At 65.9% G+C, this 14,337-nt stretch carries 19 protein-coding genes; 5 read left to right on the forward strand and 14 right to left on the reverse strand.

From position 1 onward, the window contains the following. Positions 1–150: 150 nt before the first annotated feature. The 5 genes from ACFPOB_RS15825 (at position 151) to ACFPOB_RS15845 (ending at position 2,501) form a co-directional block, all read left to right on the forward strand. Positions 151–1,257 carry a tyrosine-type recombinase/integrase gene (locus ACFPOB_RS15825; RefSeq protein ID WP_377799374.1) on the forward strand — a complete coding sequence of 369 codons (1,107 nt, stop codon included), beginning with the start codon at positions 151–153 and terminating at the stop codon, positions 1,255–1,257. Positions 1,258–1,376: 119 nt separating this feature from the next. Further along, positions 1,377–1,649, forward strand: coding sequence for a hypothetical protein (locus ACFPOB_RS15830; protein WP_377799375.1), 273 nt, complete (start codon positions 1,377–1,379; stop codon positions 1,647–1,649). Then, the gene (locus tag ACFPOB_RS15835; protein ID WP_377799376.1) at positions 1,646–1,942 is read left to right on the forward strand and encodes a hypothetical protein; all 297 of its coding nucleotides are present in this window, start codon (positions 1,646–1,648) and stop codon (positions 1,940–1,942) included. Before ACFPOB_RS15830 ends, ACFPOB_RS15835 begins: the two co-directional genes overlap by 4 nt. Beyond that, the gene (locus ACFPOB_RS15840) at positions 1,939–2,190 is read left to right on the forward strand and encodes a hypothetical protein (RefSeq protein ID WP_377799377.1); all 252 of its coding nucleotides are present in this window, start codon (positions 1,939–1,941) and stop codon (positions 2,188–2,190) included. Before ACFPOB_RS15835 ends, ACFPOB_RS15840 begins: the two co-directional genes overlap by 4 nt. Next, positions 2,187–2,501 carry a hypothetical protein gene (locus ACFPOB_RS15845; protein WP_377799378.1) on the forward strand — a complete coding sequence of 105 codons (315 nt, stop codon included), beginning with the start codon at positions 2,187–2,189 and terminating at the stop codon, positions 2,499–2,501. The genes ACFPOB_RS15840 and ACFPOB_RS15845 overlap by 4 nt, the downstream gene beginning before the upstream one ends. A 98-nt stretch (positions 2,502–2,599) precedes the next feature. On the opposite strand, the gene ACFPOB_RS15850 is transcribed toward ACFPOB_RS15845, so the two are convergent. From ACFPOB_RS15850 to ACFPOB_RS15915, 14 genes are all read right to left on the reverse strand, one after another. Beyond that, positions 2,600–2,932 (reverse strand): hypothetical protein, encoded by a 333-nt coding sequence (locus tag ACFPOB_RS15850; RefSeq protein ID WP_377799379.1) that lies wholly within the window; start codon positions 2,930–2,932, stop codon positions 2,600–2,602. Beyond that, entirely contained in the window at positions 2,929–3,681 is a 753-nt protein-coding gene (locus ACFPOB_RS15855; protein ID WP_377799380.1) for a hypothetical protein, read from the reverse strand. Before ACFPOB_RS15855 ends, ACFPOB_RS15850 begins: the two co-directional genes overlap by 4 nt. After that, positions 3,678–5,933, reverse strand: a complete 2,256-nt coding sequence (locus ACFPOB_RS15860) for a phage tail length tape measure family protein (protein WP_377799381.1) — start codon at positions 5,931–5,933, stop codon at positions 3,678–3,680. Before ACFPOB_RS15860 ends, ACFPOB_RS15855 begins: the two co-directional genes overlap by 4 nt. A 2-nt stretch (positions 5,934–5,935) precedes the next feature. After that, on the reverse strand, positions 5,936–6,337 hold the full coding sequence (locus ACFPOB_RS15865; RefSeq protein ID WP_377799382.1) for a phage tail terminator-like protein: 402 nt from the start codon (positions 6,335–6,337) through the stop codon (positions 5,936–5,938). A gap of 3 nt (positions 6,338–6,340) precedes the next feature. Next, positions 6,341–6,916: a hypothetical protein gene (locus tag ACFPOB_RS15870; RefSeq protein WP_377799383.1), complete on the reverse strand. Its 576-nt coding sequence runs from the start codon at positions 6,914–6,916 to the stop codon at positions 6,341–6,343. Further along, positions 6,916–8,511 carry a terminase large subunit gene (locus ACFPOB_RS15875; RefSeq protein WP_377799384.1) on the reverse strand — a complete coding sequence of 532 codons (1,596 nt, stop codon included), beginning with the start codon at positions 8,509–8,511 and terminating at the stop codon, positions 6,916–6,918. The genes ACFPOB_RS15870 and ACFPOB_RS15875 overlap by 1 nt, the downstream gene beginning before the upstream one ends. Next, a complete protein-coding gene (locus tag ACFPOB_RS15880) occupies positions 8,486–8,899 on the reverse strand; it encodes a phage terminase small subunit P27 family (RefSeq protein ID WP_377799385.1) in 414 nt (137 codons plus the stop codon). Before ACFPOB_RS15880 ends, ACFPOB_RS15875 begins: the two co-directional genes overlap by 26 nt. Before the next feature lie 20 nt (positions 8,900–8,919). Then, complete coding sequence (locus tag ACFPOB_RS15885; protein ID WP_377799386.1) at positions 8,920–9,402, reverse strand: endonuclease; 483 nt, start codon at positions 9,400–9,402, stop codon at positions 8,920–8,922. After that, positions 9,402–10,340 carry a hypothetical protein gene (locus ACFPOB_RS15890; protein ID WP_377799387.1) on the reverse strand — a complete coding sequence of 313 codons (939 nt, stop codon included), beginning with the start codon at positions 10,338–10,340 and terminating at the stop codon, positions 9,402–9,404. The genes ACFPOB_RS15885 and ACFPOB_RS15890 overlap by 1 nt, the downstream gene beginning before the upstream one ends. Before the next feature lie 6 nt (positions 10,341–10,346). Further along, positions 10,347–10,706, reverse strand: coding sequence for a hypothetical protein (locus ACFPOB_RS15895; protein WP_377799388.1), 360 nt, complete (start codon positions 10,704–10,706; stop codon positions 10,347–10,349). Then, positions 10,706–11,311, reverse strand: a complete 606-nt coding sequence (locus ACFPOB_RS15900; protein ID WP_377799389.1) for a head-tail connector protein — start codon at positions 11,309–11,311, stop codon at positions 10,706–10,708. Before ACFPOB_RS15900 ends, ACFPOB_RS15895 begins: the two co-directional genes overlap by 1 nt. 100 nt (positions 11,312–11,411) lie before the next feature. Continuing rightward, positions 11,412–12,587 (reverse strand): phage major capsid protein, encoded by a 1,176-nt coding sequence (locus tag ACFPOB_RS15905; RefSeq protein ID WP_377799390.1) that lies wholly within the window; start codon positions 12,585–12,587, stop codon positions 11,412–11,414. A 9-nt stretch (positions 12,588–12,596) separates the two neighbouring features. Further along, on the reverse strand, positions 12,597–13,097 hold the full coding sequence (locus tag ACFPOB_RS15910; protein ID WP_377799391.1) for an HK97 family phage prohead protease: 501 nt from the start codon (positions 13,095–13,097) through the stop codon (positions 12,597–12,599). Continuing rightward, entirely contained in the window at positions 13,094–14,296 is a 1,203-nt protein-coding gene (locus ACFPOB_RS15915; RefSeq protein WP_377799392.1) for a phage portal protein, read from the reverse strand. The genes ACFPOB_RS15910 and ACFPOB_RS15915 overlap by 4 nt, the downstream gene beginning before the upstream one ends. Between the last annotated feature and the right edge of the window lie 41 nt (positions 14,297–14,337).

A 14,337-nucleotide genomic window follows, 5' to 3' on the forward strand; every position in this document is an offset into this window, starting at 1 on the left:
CCGATGATCTGCTCTTCCGTGAATCGTGAGGGGCGCATCGTCCGTCTCCGTGAGTGACGGACTCTACTCAAATCTGGAGGAAGATCAGGGTCTCAGGTCACACGTCCGAACCCGCCCCGGCTCAGCAAAGACGTCGACCGGCACGGCAACGTGCGGTGGTATGTTCGCGTGCCAGGTAGGCCGAAGGTCCGCCTGACGCAGGAATACGGCTCGGATGCCTTCTGGAGCGCCTATCGCGACGCGCTCGCGGGCAAGCCAGCAGCCAGCGTGACTGGCCTAGAGAAGGTCGAGAAAGGCAGTTTCCGCGAGCTCTGCGGGAATTACTACGCCAGTCCGGAGTTCAAGCTGCTAGACACATCCACTCAGTCCTGGCGCAAGCGCGCGCTCGATCTCGTTTGCCAGACGAAAGGCAATCTGCCCGCCGATCGTATGGAGTCGAAGCATGTCCGCCGACTGCGGGACGAATTGGAGAAAAGGGGCGCCGCCAATCAGCGCTTGAAGGCTCTCAAGGCGCTGTTCAGCTGGGCAGTTGAAGCCGAAGAGGTTCCGACCAACCCGGCGCGTGATGTGAAGCTGGTGAAGTACAAGACCAACGGCCACCACTCATGGACGGTCGACGAAGTCCTGAAGTTTGAAAAGCGTTGGCCGCTCGGCACAAAGCCCCGGCTCGCGATGATGCTGCTCTATTACTCCGCAGGCCGTAGAGAGGACGCGGTTCGGCTCGGCCCATCCCATATCCAAAATGGCCGACTGCGTTTCCAGCAAGCCAAGAACGAACATCGCTCACCGGTTGATATCGACATGCCGGCCGATCCGCGATTGCTTGAGGCAATCGAAGTCACCCCCCACGGCGAGGAAGCTTTTCTCGAGACGCAGTATGGCGAGCCGTTCACGCCGAACGGCTTTGGCAACTGGTTTCGCGAACGCTGCAAGGATGCCGGCGTGCCTGGGCGCGCCCACGGCTTGCGCAAGGCTATCGCGGCAAGGCTGGCGGAGAGCCAGGCAACGCCGCACGAGCTCATATCGGTGACCGGCCACAAGACGCTTGAGGAGGTCGAGCGCTACGCCCGCGCAGCGCGTAAGCCGCTAATGGCGGATTCAGCGATGATGAAGCTTCAGGCTGGATCGATAATTGTCCCACCGGTTTCTGAGGTGGGACGGGAAGAAGAAAAAAGCCTTATAAAACAGGCTCATTTGGCCGCAATGGCGCTCCCTAGGGAAGCGCGGCTTTTAAGCGAATTCAACGACTTAGCTTAAGGTTTGGGGCGAAACCGCCTCATTGAAAAGTAAAGCGTTTTGGCGACGCACCCCAAACCTTTCCGGGGCCATGTAACCGCCCCTCGCCTGCTCTGAATCCATAGCACGAGGACACCACCATGACGACGAGCACCAGTTCGGCGGCCGGGATCGGCTTGCCGGAACCACTGACAGACATCGCGAATGACCTGATAGCCCGAGCGGGCGATCTCCGGCTGCTCGGGGAGATCACCTACTGCAAGGTGGCCGAACTCAGCGCCAAGGCCGGCACGCACGAGCATGCGATGCTTGCCCATGCCACGGTGCTGATCCGGATCATGGAGGAGTCCGCCGCGCGGTTGGAAGCCAGGGCAGCAGAGATGCATGCTGCAGTCAGCGCGGTGCGGTCATGAGCACCGACGCTTGCAGAGCGAACGCGTTCGACGCGCTGGAGGCCGATATCGCCGAGCTGAGCGGCGCTGAAGCGGTGCTCGGCATTGTGCACCGGGGCGTCCTTGAGCGGGTCACTGCTGAGAGAGCCAGTCACTTCCAGATCCCGAACGGCATCGCGTCGGCTTACCGCGTCTACCTGCTGACTGAGGAGCAGGACGAGGCGCTGCACCACGCGCTGCTGCACCTCGGCGACGCGGTGCGCCAGCTCGATCGCAACTATCGGGCGGTCGCGCAGCAGGAGCCGCTGTCATGAGCGCGACCTTCCAGCCCGGCTACCACCGCGTCCGCGATATCGTCCCGGTCGGTTCGCCACCGTCGACCCGTGTACTCTGGATCGCACCGCTTCCTGAGGACGCGGAATGGCCGATGCCGCGCCCCTGGCTCGGCGCCTGGCTGACCGAGGCTGATGCTCGGTTCGCCTCTCTCGCGGTGATCCGCGGCGAGCCCGAGCTCATCACCAGCATGATCATCGAACGCATCGAAACGGCGGTGGCGTCATGACCAGCGCCATCGTCCGCGCGCAGATCGAGCACTGCGCGGTATGGGTAGCTGCGGAGATCGGCGACGACGACGTGGCGGCGCAGGAGGCGTTTGACGACGCCTTTGCGGTGCTGACCGAAACGCACCCGGCGAGCATGGAGGAGGCCGCGGCTCGCCTGCGCTTCCTCGCCTATGTCGGCAACGTCTATGCCGGCTGCGAGGGCATAGGCGCCAAGGTGCGCGCTGGGATGCTCATGGTCGCGGCTTGGCTGGCGCTTGCGGCGACGGCTCGCTCGTGCGATAACACCTCATCGCGCGAGCGGGCTTCCTGAGCCAGCGCCAGCGTCCACGGCATCAGCCACCGGACCAGAGCCGAATCAGGCCGCGAAGCAGGGCCCCGGACGCGGGGCCTTTTGCTTGTCTGGCCCCTTCAATGCAGCCCCTTCCTCGCCGCGCGGCGGGCCTTGCGGTTGCCCGGTGGCGGAGCAGGCGGGGGAGACGCTGCGGCAAGCCGAGCGTCCAACGCGATCTCTGCGACGGCCTCCGCGAACCGCCTGTTGACCGCCTCGCCATATGCCGCGAGATCGTCCGGCGTGGCCCCGTCCGCGTGCAGCGCGGCCATCCGCTCGACGATGAGCTTCAGCCGCTCGACTTCGAACAGCGCAACAACCGCCGGCTCCGCGCCGAGGCAGTTGGCGAACATCGCCTTCGCGTGGCCCGCGCCCTCCAGCCGGCCGAGCGCGGCGTAGTCTTCGACGTTCATGCGCCGGCCTCCTGGCTGAGTTCGTCGTCGTTCGCGGGCTGGCTCAGCGTCGTGTAACTGAACCCGGCCTCCGGATCGATCGGCTTGCCGATCTCGTCATGCCAGCGGAGCACTATTTGCGACGAGAGGTTGTCTTTCTGAAACTGGGTTAGCTGGCAGATTCCGCCCACGCCGTAGCCCATGAGGTCGCGGCCATGGTGGAGCGGCATGGGAGACTTCCGCTGCGCCAGCATCAGCTTCAGGCCGAAGGTGGCAGGATGCTCGGTGAATGGCTCGCGCGGGTCGATCCCCTGTTCCCGCAGCGCCGCTTCAGATGCCTCCGGCTTTGCGTAGGCAGATATCGGCATGAGCGAAAATGCCTCGTAGCCATCCCAGCCGACGGTTGCGAGCTGATACCCCTCGTATCGCTGCCGCTCATCTGAATAGCCGCCGATCAGCCAGATAAACTCATTGGCTGTATGTTGGGCGTCGCCGAGCTCGAGCTGCTCCTTCACGAAGCGCGCAGCGTCCGGAAGATGCTCTAGCAGTTCGTCGAAGCCCTGCGGCGGATCGCGTGGCGCAAGCTGGAAGAATATCTGGAGGTACATGAGTGTCGAGCCAGCGCCTGACGCAGCGACGACGCCGCCCCAAGTCGGTTCCAGCAATTGCTTCTGATGTATCTGGCGAACGATCCCATCGGCGTCATAGGCCACGCCGTCAGACAGCATCGTGATGCCATCGTTCCTCACCCACATCATGATTGAGGTCATGCCGCAGCCCTCTCGCAGATCATCGGCTTTCCGCCCATCCCGGAGGGCGACATTCCAGCCCCCTCCATCGCCCCAACGTACCCGCCCTTGTCGAAACCAGGCAGGGCGCTGCGATGCAGGCGATCGAGGTTGCCGACGCCAAGCCAGTCCGTGGCCGCTTTCGAAAACACGAACTCGCCGCGGTGCACGATACCGGCAGGGTCGAGCCGCCCGCCGGGGCCGGTGTAACCGCCCTTGTCGAAGTATGGCCCCTGACCGGAATAGCCGCCGGCGCCGAAACTGAAAGGGCCGCCAGCAGTGCCGAAGAAATTGTAGCCCCCGCCGCCGAAGCCTCCCATGATGCTGCCGAACAGCCCAGTGATGGCCTTATTGAGCGCGGCTTGAAGCAGCGTGTCGACGATCCTGGTGGCTTGGTTCTGCAACGCCTCGGCTGCGGTCTTGCCGGCGCGCATGTCCTGCAGGAAGCCACTGCCGGCCGTGGTGAGCAAGTCCTTCGTCTCGCGCAGATAGTCGTTCATCCGCATTGTGTCGGCGAGCGGCGAGGACATGTCCAAGCCGAGCGGCCGGAGCCGCTGCGCGATCCTGGCCTCACCATCCGTCCTGCCGATCTGCGCGCGCTCAAACTCAAGGTCATAGGCGAGCTTGGCCTCGCCGAGCGCCTGTGCGGCCTGCCGACGTGCGTCGACCTCTTTCTGGATCGATGCCGACATTTCCGCGCTGATATCGAGCCCGCGCTTCTTCGCGGCCGTCTCCAGCTCGATCGCCAGCTTGGACGCCTCCAGCGCCGCGCCGCTCTGCCCGACCAGCCGGAGCTCTTCCTGCAGCTGGCGGGTCCGGCCTTCCGCCGTGACCAATGCGCGCTGGAATGCGTCCTCGCTTGCGGTGCTGGACCGGCCGCCGCCGCGCGAAGCTTTCTTGGCCGCTTCCTCTGCCTCGCGCTCGCCGATCCGCTTCAGGGCTTTCTCGTATTCGCGCGCCGCCGCGGTGCGCTCCTCAAAGCCGCCCGACTGGTCGACGGCGCTCCTATAGGCCTGCGCCGCCTTCTCCCGGTCGCTGAGGTTCGGCAGGCCGAGCCCGGCGAGATCCGACAAAGCCTTGCCATAGGCCGCCAGATTGCCGATGCCGGAGCCGGCCGCCGCGCTCATAGCGCGCACCGCGCGTTCCGAGGCGCCAAGGGCTTGCTCGACCTTGAAGGCGTCGTTCGTCAGGTTCAGCAGCTCGCCGGAAAGCTGGCGCACCTTCGCGTCGCTACTGGACGAGCCGATCGCCGCAACCTGATCGCGGAAGGCGCGAATGCTTGGCGTGCCGGCTTCGAACTCCTGCCGGAGCTGCACCACGGCATCCGAGAACGCCTTGAACTTCGGCGCCGCCAAGAACTCCCACTGGACCAAGTCCTGCGGCACGCCGAACTGCGTGGCGCTGCTCGGCATGGCGTTCGTAACCGAGCGCGACAGATCGCCGGCGAGCCGCTTGAAATCCTCGCGGAGCTTGTCAGTCGTGGCGCGAAGCTGCGTCTCCAGCACTCGGCTGGATTCTCGGCCGAAGAGCTCGGCGCCGCTCGCCGCCTCGCCATAGGCATCCCGGATGCTTTTGATGATCTCCGCGTGCGTTTCGAGCCGATCATTGACGGTCTGCGTCTGGCCGATGGCGCTGCTGGCATACTGGACGATGGCGCCGAATGCTGCGATGCCCCCGATGGTGATCAGCGAGAGCGGCGAGACCAGCGAGGCGAAGGCGGCGCCGAGCGCTGAGACGCTGCCACCGGCCTGCTGCATCGCGCCCGTCAATTGGGTGCCTTGTTGGAGCGCGATCAGCATCGGCGACTGGCCGCCGGCGAGCTGGACGCCGATGTCCTGGAACTGCGCGGCGATGTTTCCGACGGCGCCGGAGCCAGGCCGGTTGGTCGACACGGCGAGGTTGTCGTTGGCCTTCGTCAGACCGATTGTGCGCTGCTCCAGCAGCCGCATGGCATCGGCGCGCTTCTGGACATCGATCAGGCCCTGAGCATATGCACGATCGAGCGTCCGCACACCCTGTTCGTAGCGCGACTGAAGCCGATAGTTGTCATCCACGGATCGGAGCAGGCGATCATATGCTCCGGCTGCGCTGAGCTGCCGCTTTTCGAGCTTGTCGGTTGCGACGGCGAGCCCGTCCTGAGCCGCGCCGAGCTGCTTCAGTTTCGCGGTGGTCTCGGCGATGCCTTCCGACACGCCGCGGATCCTGATGACAGAGATTTCCTCTGCGGCTGCCATGGTCAGGCCTCCTGGAAGGTGAAGTGATAGGGGCAGGTGAAAGCGGCGACGTGGTATCCCCCTTCGCCGTCATCGATCGTCGCGGGCGAGCCTGGCGCCTGGCACGTCACACCGTTAAAGCTGACATCGCGGAACAGGGCGGAGAGCTCTTCGCCCCATGTGCGCAGCGCGGCCTTCCCGGTCCCGGTCGGAACGCTCATCACCAGCCGGAAGCGGCCCTCCTCGCGATACATGCGCTGTCCGAGCGGCCAGCGCTTCGTCTCGCTGAACGGAAACTGGACCGTGACGAAGGCAGACCCATCGCCCGGCGTCGTCTCCTGATCGTTCTCGGCATGGATCGCGGCGCCGGACCAGTTCGCCCGCAACCGCGCCTCCACGGCTTCTTCAACCTGCCTGTGCGCCATGGCTCACCTCGGAATGATCGTGATCGCGGGCTGGCGATCGGCCTTGGCCCGGCCGCTGGTGACGGATCGGAACGTGAAGCGGACCCGCGCGACATTGCCGAAGCGCTTGGCGGCGATGTCCGCGACGGCCTGATAGACGCCTTCGGGTGCGGCCTTGCTGATCCCTGCCTCGATCCGGCGCGCGTAGGGCGTGACGTTGACGAATGCGAATTCCTGCGCGGCGGCCGGGGCGCTTTCGGGCGTCGTTTCTTGGCCGTCGGCGAACAGGATGTGCGAGCGCCGATACTCACCAGTCAGCACTGGTGAGGCCTGCGCCAGCATGTCCGCGATGCTGAGCAGAGTGGTGCGGATCAGCTCGAATTCGAAGACGATCTCACCATCCGGCTTGACCGAATCCACCGAGGCGCCGCGTCGATGGTCGACAATCGTTTCATGCGGCGGCACGGTGCCCCGTCGCGCCCGGTGCGCCGCCTGCGCCTCCGCCAGCTTCTCCTTTGCGAAGGCAGCCAGCTTCGCCGCCCGCGCCTCCGGCGACAGATGGCGTGCGATCACCACCTCTATGATCCGATCGCGCGCCATCAGATCACCAGCAGGCCTTCCGGCCTGTCCTCGGTCTCATAGACGCTGCCGCCGGCGCCGGCCGATGCCCGGTTCACCGCCATGGCGGAGGCCACGGCGCCGTCGATCGAGGCATGGCGCTTGCCCTTGGCCAGGCGCGTCATGTGCCCGTGCGAATTCGTCTCCACCTCGACGTTCATGAAGGTCCACCGCAGCACCGGGTGTCCGCCGTGCCGGAACCGCTTTGCTGTCAGGGCGCGGTCCAGTTCCGCAATGGCCGGCATCATGGAGAGCGAGCCCTGCCGGTGCTCGACTGCTGGGAATCCGTCCTCCGTGAGGTTGTTCAAGGTGTTCCGTGCCAGCGCCGGATCGATCGCGATCTCGCGCACGTCGTACTCGTCGCATAGGTCGCGGATGCGCTGCTCTACCCGCCGGAAGTCGACGACATTGCCCGGCGTCGCTTCGATCAAGCCATCGGCAGCCCATCGGACATAGGGCGCGCCGGATTGCTCCTGCCGTTGGCGCAGATTGTCGCCAGGGCAGAAGAAGAAGGGCAGGACCGTGTAGCCGCCGGCCTCGTCGGGGAAAGCCGCAACGATAACGGTGAGGTCTCCCGACGATGACAGGTCGACGCCAAGCCAGCATGACCGGCCGCGAAGCTCGTCGAGATCGATCGGCTCGGCCCCGGCATCATAGGTGTCCGAATCCACGAACGGCGCGGCGGAATGATCGAGCCGGATCCCGAGGTGGAACTGCTGGAAGGCCTCGCGGTCCGAAGGCCGATGCAGGGCCTCCCGCGCCTCCTGCCGGAGCCCGGGGAGATCAGGATAGCCATGAACCATTCCGGGATTGGTAGCGTGCCAGACAGCTTCATCCTGCCAGTCCGAGCCCTTCGGCGCCTCGAAGATGATCGGCAGGAAGCCATCGTCTACGATCTCGCCGGCCGCTACCTTCTTCGCATAGTCGAAGATCGGGAAGTCCGGCGTGGCGTCGCCTCTGCCGGCTGTGGTCGTGATGACGAGGAGCGTGCCGGGCACCTTGCCCATGGCCGATCGGATCGACTGCCAGAGCGCATCCTTCTTGTGCGCCCAAAGCTCGTCAATCAGGGCAAAATTCGGCGAGCGGCCATACTGCGTCGCCGCGTCCGCGCTGATCGCCTCGTACACGCTCCTGCTGGTGGTATGCACCAGCCGGTTCCGTGAATCCTGCGGCTGCGCCTTCGCGGCGAGCTGCGGCACGGCCTGGACGATCGACATGGCTTCGACGTAAGCGATGCGAGACTGCTTCCGATCCGCCCCCGCGCTGAGCACCTGGCCGCCGGGGATGCGCTCCGGGCCGAATGTATGCAGCAACGCCAGCACAGCACCGAGGCTGGTCTTTCTGTTGCCGCGGCCGACCTGCAGATAGACCACGCGCGTCTTCCGCTGGCCGTCCGCATGGGCCGGGCCATAGATGCGGCGCACGATCCGCTCCTGCCATGGATCGAGCTGGAATGCCTTGCCCGGCGCCCGGCTCTTCGGGTGCTTCAGCAGCCGCAGGAACTTCACCGCCCGCTCGCCATAGCCGAACGGATCGGGGATGTCCGACCCGTCATAAATCCATGTCGGACCAGTCATCGGCGCCTCCCTGCGGTTCCGGGGCGGCCTTGAAATGCGCACGGGCGCGAGCGGTCGGGCTCAACCCGAGCTCGGAACCAAGCCGCACGATGAGCTCGTGGCTCTTCGACATAAGTTGCTGAGCCGGATGCACCCGCATCTCGCCGGCCTTGCCTTTGATGAAAGAGCCATCCCGCTTGATCGCCCGGACGCAGAGCGCCACCTGCCAGATGGCGAGCACGTAGCTCGTCACCAGCGGCAGCGTAATCTCCGAGAGCAGGCCGCGCGCCGCCAGATCGGCGCACACCCGGTTCCATTCGGCGCGGGCCGGCGGCGGGACGTGCGACGGCGGGGTGAAATCGGACAACTTGTCCGTTTTTCCATCCTCCTCCGCCGGCGGAACCAGCATCAGGTTCGCTTTTCTCCCTCTCATCGTGACTTATCCCTGCGATCCGAATTCGGGCTGATGTCGCGCGCTGGCCCCCAAGCGGTCTCACCCCCCTGGCCGAAAGTCTCGACCCGCCCCGGGGTGTCTGGCCGGCATGCACGCGGCTCGTGCATGGCCATGGGCCTCCCGAAGCCTCCTTCGCTCCTGATGGCCTTCCGCCTGTTGCAGTCGACGTTGAAGGGCTGCCAGTTCGATCGGTCCCAGAACAGCGCCTGATCGCCCTTGGGTGCTCGGATGTGGTCGACCATGTTGGCCACGCGACCGCAGCCGCAGGCGCAGCGCTCGTGCCCTGGCAGGGCGAGGAAGGCCTTGCTCTCCTTGCGCCAGTTGCCGGTGTAGCCGCGGCTCGCGGCGGAGCCACGCTTGGCGTCGTGCGCCTTGGCCTTCGCGCGCTGGCAGGCGCAGCGCTGGCCTGACGGCACGACCTTGCCGCAGCTACAGATACGAGGGGCACGCATCGGCATCAGGTCACCGCCTCGCAGATGATGCCTGCCGCACCGAGGCGGCGGGCGGTGATGGAGCAAGGCAGGGAGCAGAACTTGCGGCGGTCGCTGACAGAGCGCAGCCGGAAGCCCGTGAAGCAGACGGGGCATGACCGCTCTAGATCAGTGCGACGCCGGGCGAGGCCGCTGCATTCGTTGGAGCAGTAGCGGCCCAGCTTCTCCCCGCCATTGGCCGGCTTGAACTCAGTCCCGCACATCTCGCATTGGCGCGGGTGCAGATAGACCTGGCCAGCGTGATAGCAGGCCTGCGAACAGTACTTGATATCGGTCCGACGTGTCAGGAAGCGCTTGCCGCAATGAGCGCAGTCGGTGGCTCGCTCCTCCAATGTACGCTGCGTTGCGACCGAGCAGCGCGCCAAATGCTCCGCCCTCGAAACGCGCTCGCCTGATTTATTCTTGAGGATGGTGCGAGCGACGTGGCCGCATTCGTCGGAGCACCATTTGACCGGCGTTCCATTGGAAGAGACCCGATCCGGCGGGATCCTCATGCCGCAGTGAGCGCAGAAAACGCGCTCGATCATCGGATCTATCGCGAAGTCGGCTTGCGCCTCTGCCCAGGTTGGGCGAATCGCTCCGATCCGGTTCAGCGCCGTCTCTACGACTATTGCCGCCGCCCGATCGGCTTCTCGCCATGACCAGCCTTCTTCACACAGGCCGGATCTGATGCCGCTCCTGCAAGCTCCCTCGAACTCGAAATGGCTTGGCGTGCCGTCGCCCATGATCGTCACGCAGTTGTCGACGAAGCGCGCTTGCCTATCCCGATTGAGCTTGCGAGGCTTCGCCTTGGCGGGTTGTGGGCCGGCGAGCGTGATCTTCCCGCGCTGCCGCCATGGGTCACGGAACGCTCCGCCGAGCGCCGCCCAAATCAGTTTCCTTCCCTCGGGGGTGATTTGCAGCATGGCCGGTCACCCGCTGATCCGACCTTCGATGCGCACGACGGCGTCACCGATCACCACGGGCTGCACCTGAGCGATAGCGCGCTGTCGTCCGTTGACGACGAGCCAGTCACCGATCACCGGCCATTGGCTGCCGCCGGCAGCGCCAGGCCAGGCAGCACCTGCGGCGACGATCGGCGTGGGACTGGCAATGAATGCGGAGTCGGTGACCTTCACGCCGCTGTTGAGATCAGCAGTCCCGTAGCCGGAGACGCGCGCCCTGATCGGCAAATCAACGAACGTGTTCCCCGTGCCGATTCGACGGCGCAGGGTGACGTTCTGGCCTCGACTGGCGAGGTGGCGATCGAGGGCGGCAGTCAGGGCGTTCATCACGCCACCGCCGGGAGCTGATACGGCGAGAGCAGCGCCTGCGCCTCAAGAGGGACGGCTGCAGCACCAGCGGCGAAGTAGGAGAAGGAGGCAACGCCGTCGGTGTCTTCGCTGCGAAGGAGAGGATCGCGGCCGGCGCCCATGTGCGCCTGGCGCACCATGAGAATGGCGGCACGCTGGATGTCCGCAGGGAGATCGTCGGGCAACTCGTGGCCGGCCGCGTACTCAACCACCGTCTCGCCGGCAGGCCACCATGGGCCGCAGCGCGTCGGGCTCCGGCGGTGCACGATGCCGGTGGCGAGGTCGACCCGGTAGCCTTCGGGATCGATGTCAGCACCATCCACCCCGACCGAGGCGATCGAAGCGACCGGGAAGCGGGAGAGGATCAAGGAGTCGGATGCGAGCCGGGAGAACACGGTCTCGCGATAGGTCTGGCGCGCCAGGGGCTGGCCGATGAACGCGACTGTGGCCGCGCTCGCCTGATCGATCAGCGGCTCCAGCGCTGCGTCCTGGCTGGCGTCGTCATCGGCAAGACCGATCGCGACGCGCGCCGCCTCGATCGAGATCAGGCGCGTTTCTGTCGCGGGCGTGATGATCTCGAGCATGCGGGCAATCCTGATGGCGGGAAGGGTTCGGGGCGCAGCGGCCGGAGAAGAAACTGCTGCGCCCCGTCAGCACCGGCGTGGAGCCGGCGCCGGTGCTTCGTCAGGAGGCCGCGATCTTCAGCTTCACGAAGCGGTCGGGGTTGGTGACATCGCCACCGACGCGCTTGCGGGCATGGAAGACGTTGATGCCGTTCTTGGCGCGGCTGTACGGATCGCTGAGAATGCTCATGTCGACGCGATCGACGATCCGGTATCCCGACCAGTCACCGAACACGATCGGATAGGCGCCAGCCGCGATATCCGGGAAATCGACCATCTCCAGCACCGGGCGGCCCAACAGCGTCGACGGTGCGCCCTCACGCAGCGACGGTTGCCACAGGTACTGGCCGGTCGTGTCCTTGATCTTACGGATTGTGGCGAGCGTGTTGCGGTTCATGGCCCAGGCGCCATTCTGGGCATGCGCCGTGGGGATCGCGGAGAACACGCCGATCAGGGTATCGCCGGGAGCCGTGCCGAGCGTTGCGGCGGCGCCGGAGACGACTTCCGCGATGCCGGTGGCGGCGAGGATGCCCTTCGGCTTGCCGGTGCCGTTGCCCGTGGCGAAGGCGGTGCCCTCCGCGATGGCGAAGCTCTCCGCCAGGTCCGACGCCAGCTCGCCTTCGAGGTTGTAGGCGTTGTCCTCCAGAAGCTGGCGGGAGACCTCGACGAAGGTCGCGAGCTCATAGGGGGTGAGCGTCACCTGCTCGTAGGACGGCGCCGACTCGGTGCGGTTGGCGACCTCATCCACCCACGTCGCGGCGGTCGAACCGATGCGGCGCGGATAGCGGACATCGCGCCCGCCGATCTGGATCACCTTGGCGTACTGCCGGATCGGCGAATACTCCCGCAGCGCCTTCAGGATCTCATTGCCGAAGGTCGTGGGAGCGAGGAAGCCGGCGGTCGCATCCGTCGCGACGACCAGCGCCTTGCGCTCTTCTGCGCCAAGGCCAGCATCGCCACGGCGCAAGTAGACGTTGAACGCCTTCCGCTCTTCAGCAGCACCAGCGTCCTCGTCGCCAGCGTCACCGCCGGCCGGGCGATTCATCTTCGCCTCGATGGCGTCGAGCCGCGTGGTTAGCGCGGTGGTGTCCGCCTTGGTCTCGACGGCCTTCAGGCGATCGTCCACCGTCTTGGTCAGATCGCCGAGCGCCTTGGTGACGGACGCGACCGGATCGTCATCGTCGCCCTTGAGTTCGATTGCACCGGCCATCAGGGCGCGGCGGGAAACGTGCTTCACGGGAAGCTCCTATGCTCTGAGCGCCGCAGAGGCGCGGTTGATCGCTTCGGCAATGCGGATTGCCTCTGCGGCGGTCTTGGCGCTGCTCACGCGGGCGCTAGGATGGGCAGGAACGCTGACGAGCGAGATTTCGACGAGCTCGACGGCCTTGATGGTCCGGCCGCCACCGCGACGGGCGGTGGCGCTCTTGGTCATAAATCCGATCGAAAGCCCGGTGACGGCGCCAGACTTGACCAGCGCGCGGACCTCGCGGGCTCGGGCCAGGTCGTCGACCAGAAGTCGGCCGGAGACCGCCAGGCCCTTCGGGGTTTCGGTGATCGACTCCCACACGCCGATCGGATCGTCGGGACGGTGGAAGGCCAGCAGCGGCAGCGGCGCCTTCGCGCTCTTGAACGCGCCGGGCATGATCTCATCGCCCATGCGATCGGGCGTGCCAAAGGGCCACGCCATGCCGGTGATGGCGCCGGCCTCGTCGACCGAGACAGAGGCTTTCAGCTCGAGCGCGATCACGCGGCATCCTCCACATCGTTCTTCGCGGGAACGATGTTCGCGCCGCTGGTGGTGTTGGGGTTTTCGAAGCGATCGCCGCCTGGATAGGGCGGGCGGTTCTCCATCGACCTGACCTCATTGGGGTTCAGGATCTTGCTGGAGATTGCGGAGGCGTAAGCCGCAAAGCGCTTGGCGATGTCCGCCATAACGATGCCATCGACCACGAACTCCGGCACGAGCTCGCGCTGTTCCTCGGGGGAGAGCAGGCGGGAGACCGCGCCGCACCACAGCCGCAGACGGGCCAGGAGCGTGAAGGTCAGGAAGGCCTGCGCCATCTCGGCGGCGTTGGCCCAGGTGGCGCGACCAAGGTCGAAAATCAGTGTCGGCGGCACACCGAGCGCGCGGGCGATCTCCGTGACCTGAAACCCGCGAAGCTCATGAAATTGGTTGTCGACCGAACTAAAGGACAGCGCCTGCCAGTCCATGCCGTCTTCGAGGATGGCCGTGCCGCCGCTCTCGTCACCGGCATGCGCCCGGCTCCATGACGCCTTAAGCCGGGCGATGACATCCGGGCTGAGCTTTCGCGTCGCCTTGAGCACGCCAGAGGGCCGGCCGCCGTTGGCGAAGATGCGCCCGGCATGGCCTTCCATCGCGCGGAACAGGCCGATCGCCTCCCGCGCCTGTTTGATCGGGCAGACGCCGCCGATGTTGGGGATGTGCAGGATGTCCTGCCAGCGATAGGTCCGCTGCCCGCCGCCTCGCTGGCTGACGAGATACCGAGGCTCGCCGCCGAAATCCGTCTCCACCGTCACCGTCTCGGGCTTCAGCCGGATCAGTTCGTGGATGCGCCCGCCGTCGACCCGATTCGCCACCGCGAAGGCGCCGGCATCGTTCAGGAGCGTGTCCCGCTCCATCTCCATCAGGAACTGCGGGGCGCTGGTCCAGCCGTTCGGGCGGTTGCTCAGCAGATCCGCGAGCGGATGATCGGCGCGTTCCTTCCCGCCGTCCTCAAGCCGCCGGTACAGGTGCAGCGGCAGCACGCCTAGCGTCTCGGATCGAACCGAAACAGCGCGAGCGACCGGCGCGCATTCAAGCGCTTTCAGGGGCGTGACGGCGATGGCGGAGGACGTGGCGCCAGCCGCGGCGAAAAACTCCGCAAGCGCGTCCAGCGACTTAGCGTCGTCAGCAGCAGCGTCTTTGCGCGAGGTCCATGGCCACATGGCCGGACAGAATCACGTTTCGTTCTGATTTGCAAATCTGC

Origin of the sequence: Allobosea eneae (assembly GCF_042657265.1) — a bacterium.
Classification (GTDB): Bacteria; Pseudomonadota; Alphaproteobacteria; order Rhizobiales; family Beijerinckiaceae; genus Allobosea; species Allobosea eneae.

Coding starts and splice junctions, on each gene's coding strand:
- ACFPOB_RS15885 (WP_377799386.1), bottom strand. CDS start 9,402: ATGCCGATGCGTGCCCCTCGTATCTGTAGCTGCGGCAAGGTCGTGCCG.
- ACFPOB_RS15915 (WP_377799392.1), bottom strand. CDS start 14,296: ATGTGGCCATGGACCTCGCGCAAAGACGCTGCTGCTGACGACGCTAAG.
- ACFPOB_RS15830 (WP_377799375.1), top strand. CDS start 1,377: ATGACGACGAGCACCAGTTCGGCGGCCGGGATCGGCTTGCCGGAACCA.
- ACFPOB_RS15895 (WP_377799388.1), bottom strand. CDS start 10,706: ATGAACGCCCTGACTGCCGCCCTCGATCGCCACCTCGCCAGTCGAGGC.
- ACFPOB_RS15880 (WP_377799385.1), bottom strand. CDS start 8,899: ATGCTGGTTCCGCCGGCGGAGGAGGATGGAAAAACGGACAAGTTGTCC.
- ACFPOB_RS15855 (WP_377799380.1), bottom strand. CDS start 3,681: ATGACCTCAATCATGATGTGGGTGAGGAACGATGGCATCACGATGCTG.
- ACFPOB_RS15890 (WP_377799387.1), bottom strand. CDS start 10,340: ATGCTGCAAATCACCCCCGAGGGAAGGAAACTGATTTGGGCGGCGCTC.
- ACFPOB_RS15900 (WP_377799389.1), bottom strand. CDS start 11,311: ATGCTCGAGATCATCACGCCCGCGACAGAAACGCGCCTGATCTCGATC.
- ACFPOB_RS15845 (WP_377799378.1), top strand. CDS start 2,187: ATGACCAGCGCCATCGTCCGCGCGCAGATCGAGCACTGCGCGGTATGG.
- ACFPOB_RS15865 (WP_377799382.1), bottom strand. CDS start 6,337: ATGGCGCACAGGCAGGTTGAAGAAGCCGTGGAGGCGCGGTTGCGGGCG.
- ACFPOB_RS15860 (WP_377799381.1), bottom strand. CDS start 5,933: ATGGCAGCCGCAGAGGAAATCTCTGTCATCAGGATCCGCGGCGTGTCG.
- ACFPOB_RS15835 (WP_377799376.1), top strand. CDS start 1,646: ATGAGCACCGACGCTTGCAGAGCGAACGCGTTCGACGCGCTGGAGGCC.
- ACFPOB_RS15840 (WP_377799377.1), top strand. CDS start 1,939: ATGAGCGCGACCTTCCAGCCCGGCTACCACCGCGTCCGCGATATCGTC.
- ACFPOB_RS15870 (WP_377799383.1), bottom strand. CDS start 6,916: ATGGCGCGCGATCGGATCATAGAGGTGGTGATCGCACGCCATCTGTCG.
- ACFPOB_RS15875 (WP_377799384.1), bottom strand. CDS start 8,511: ATGACTGGTCCGACATGGATTTATGACGGGTCGGACATCCCCGATCCG.
- ACFPOB_RS15850 (WP_377799379.1), bottom strand. CDS start 2,932: ATGAACGTCGAAGACTACGCCGCGCTCGGCCGGCTGGAGGGCGCGGGC.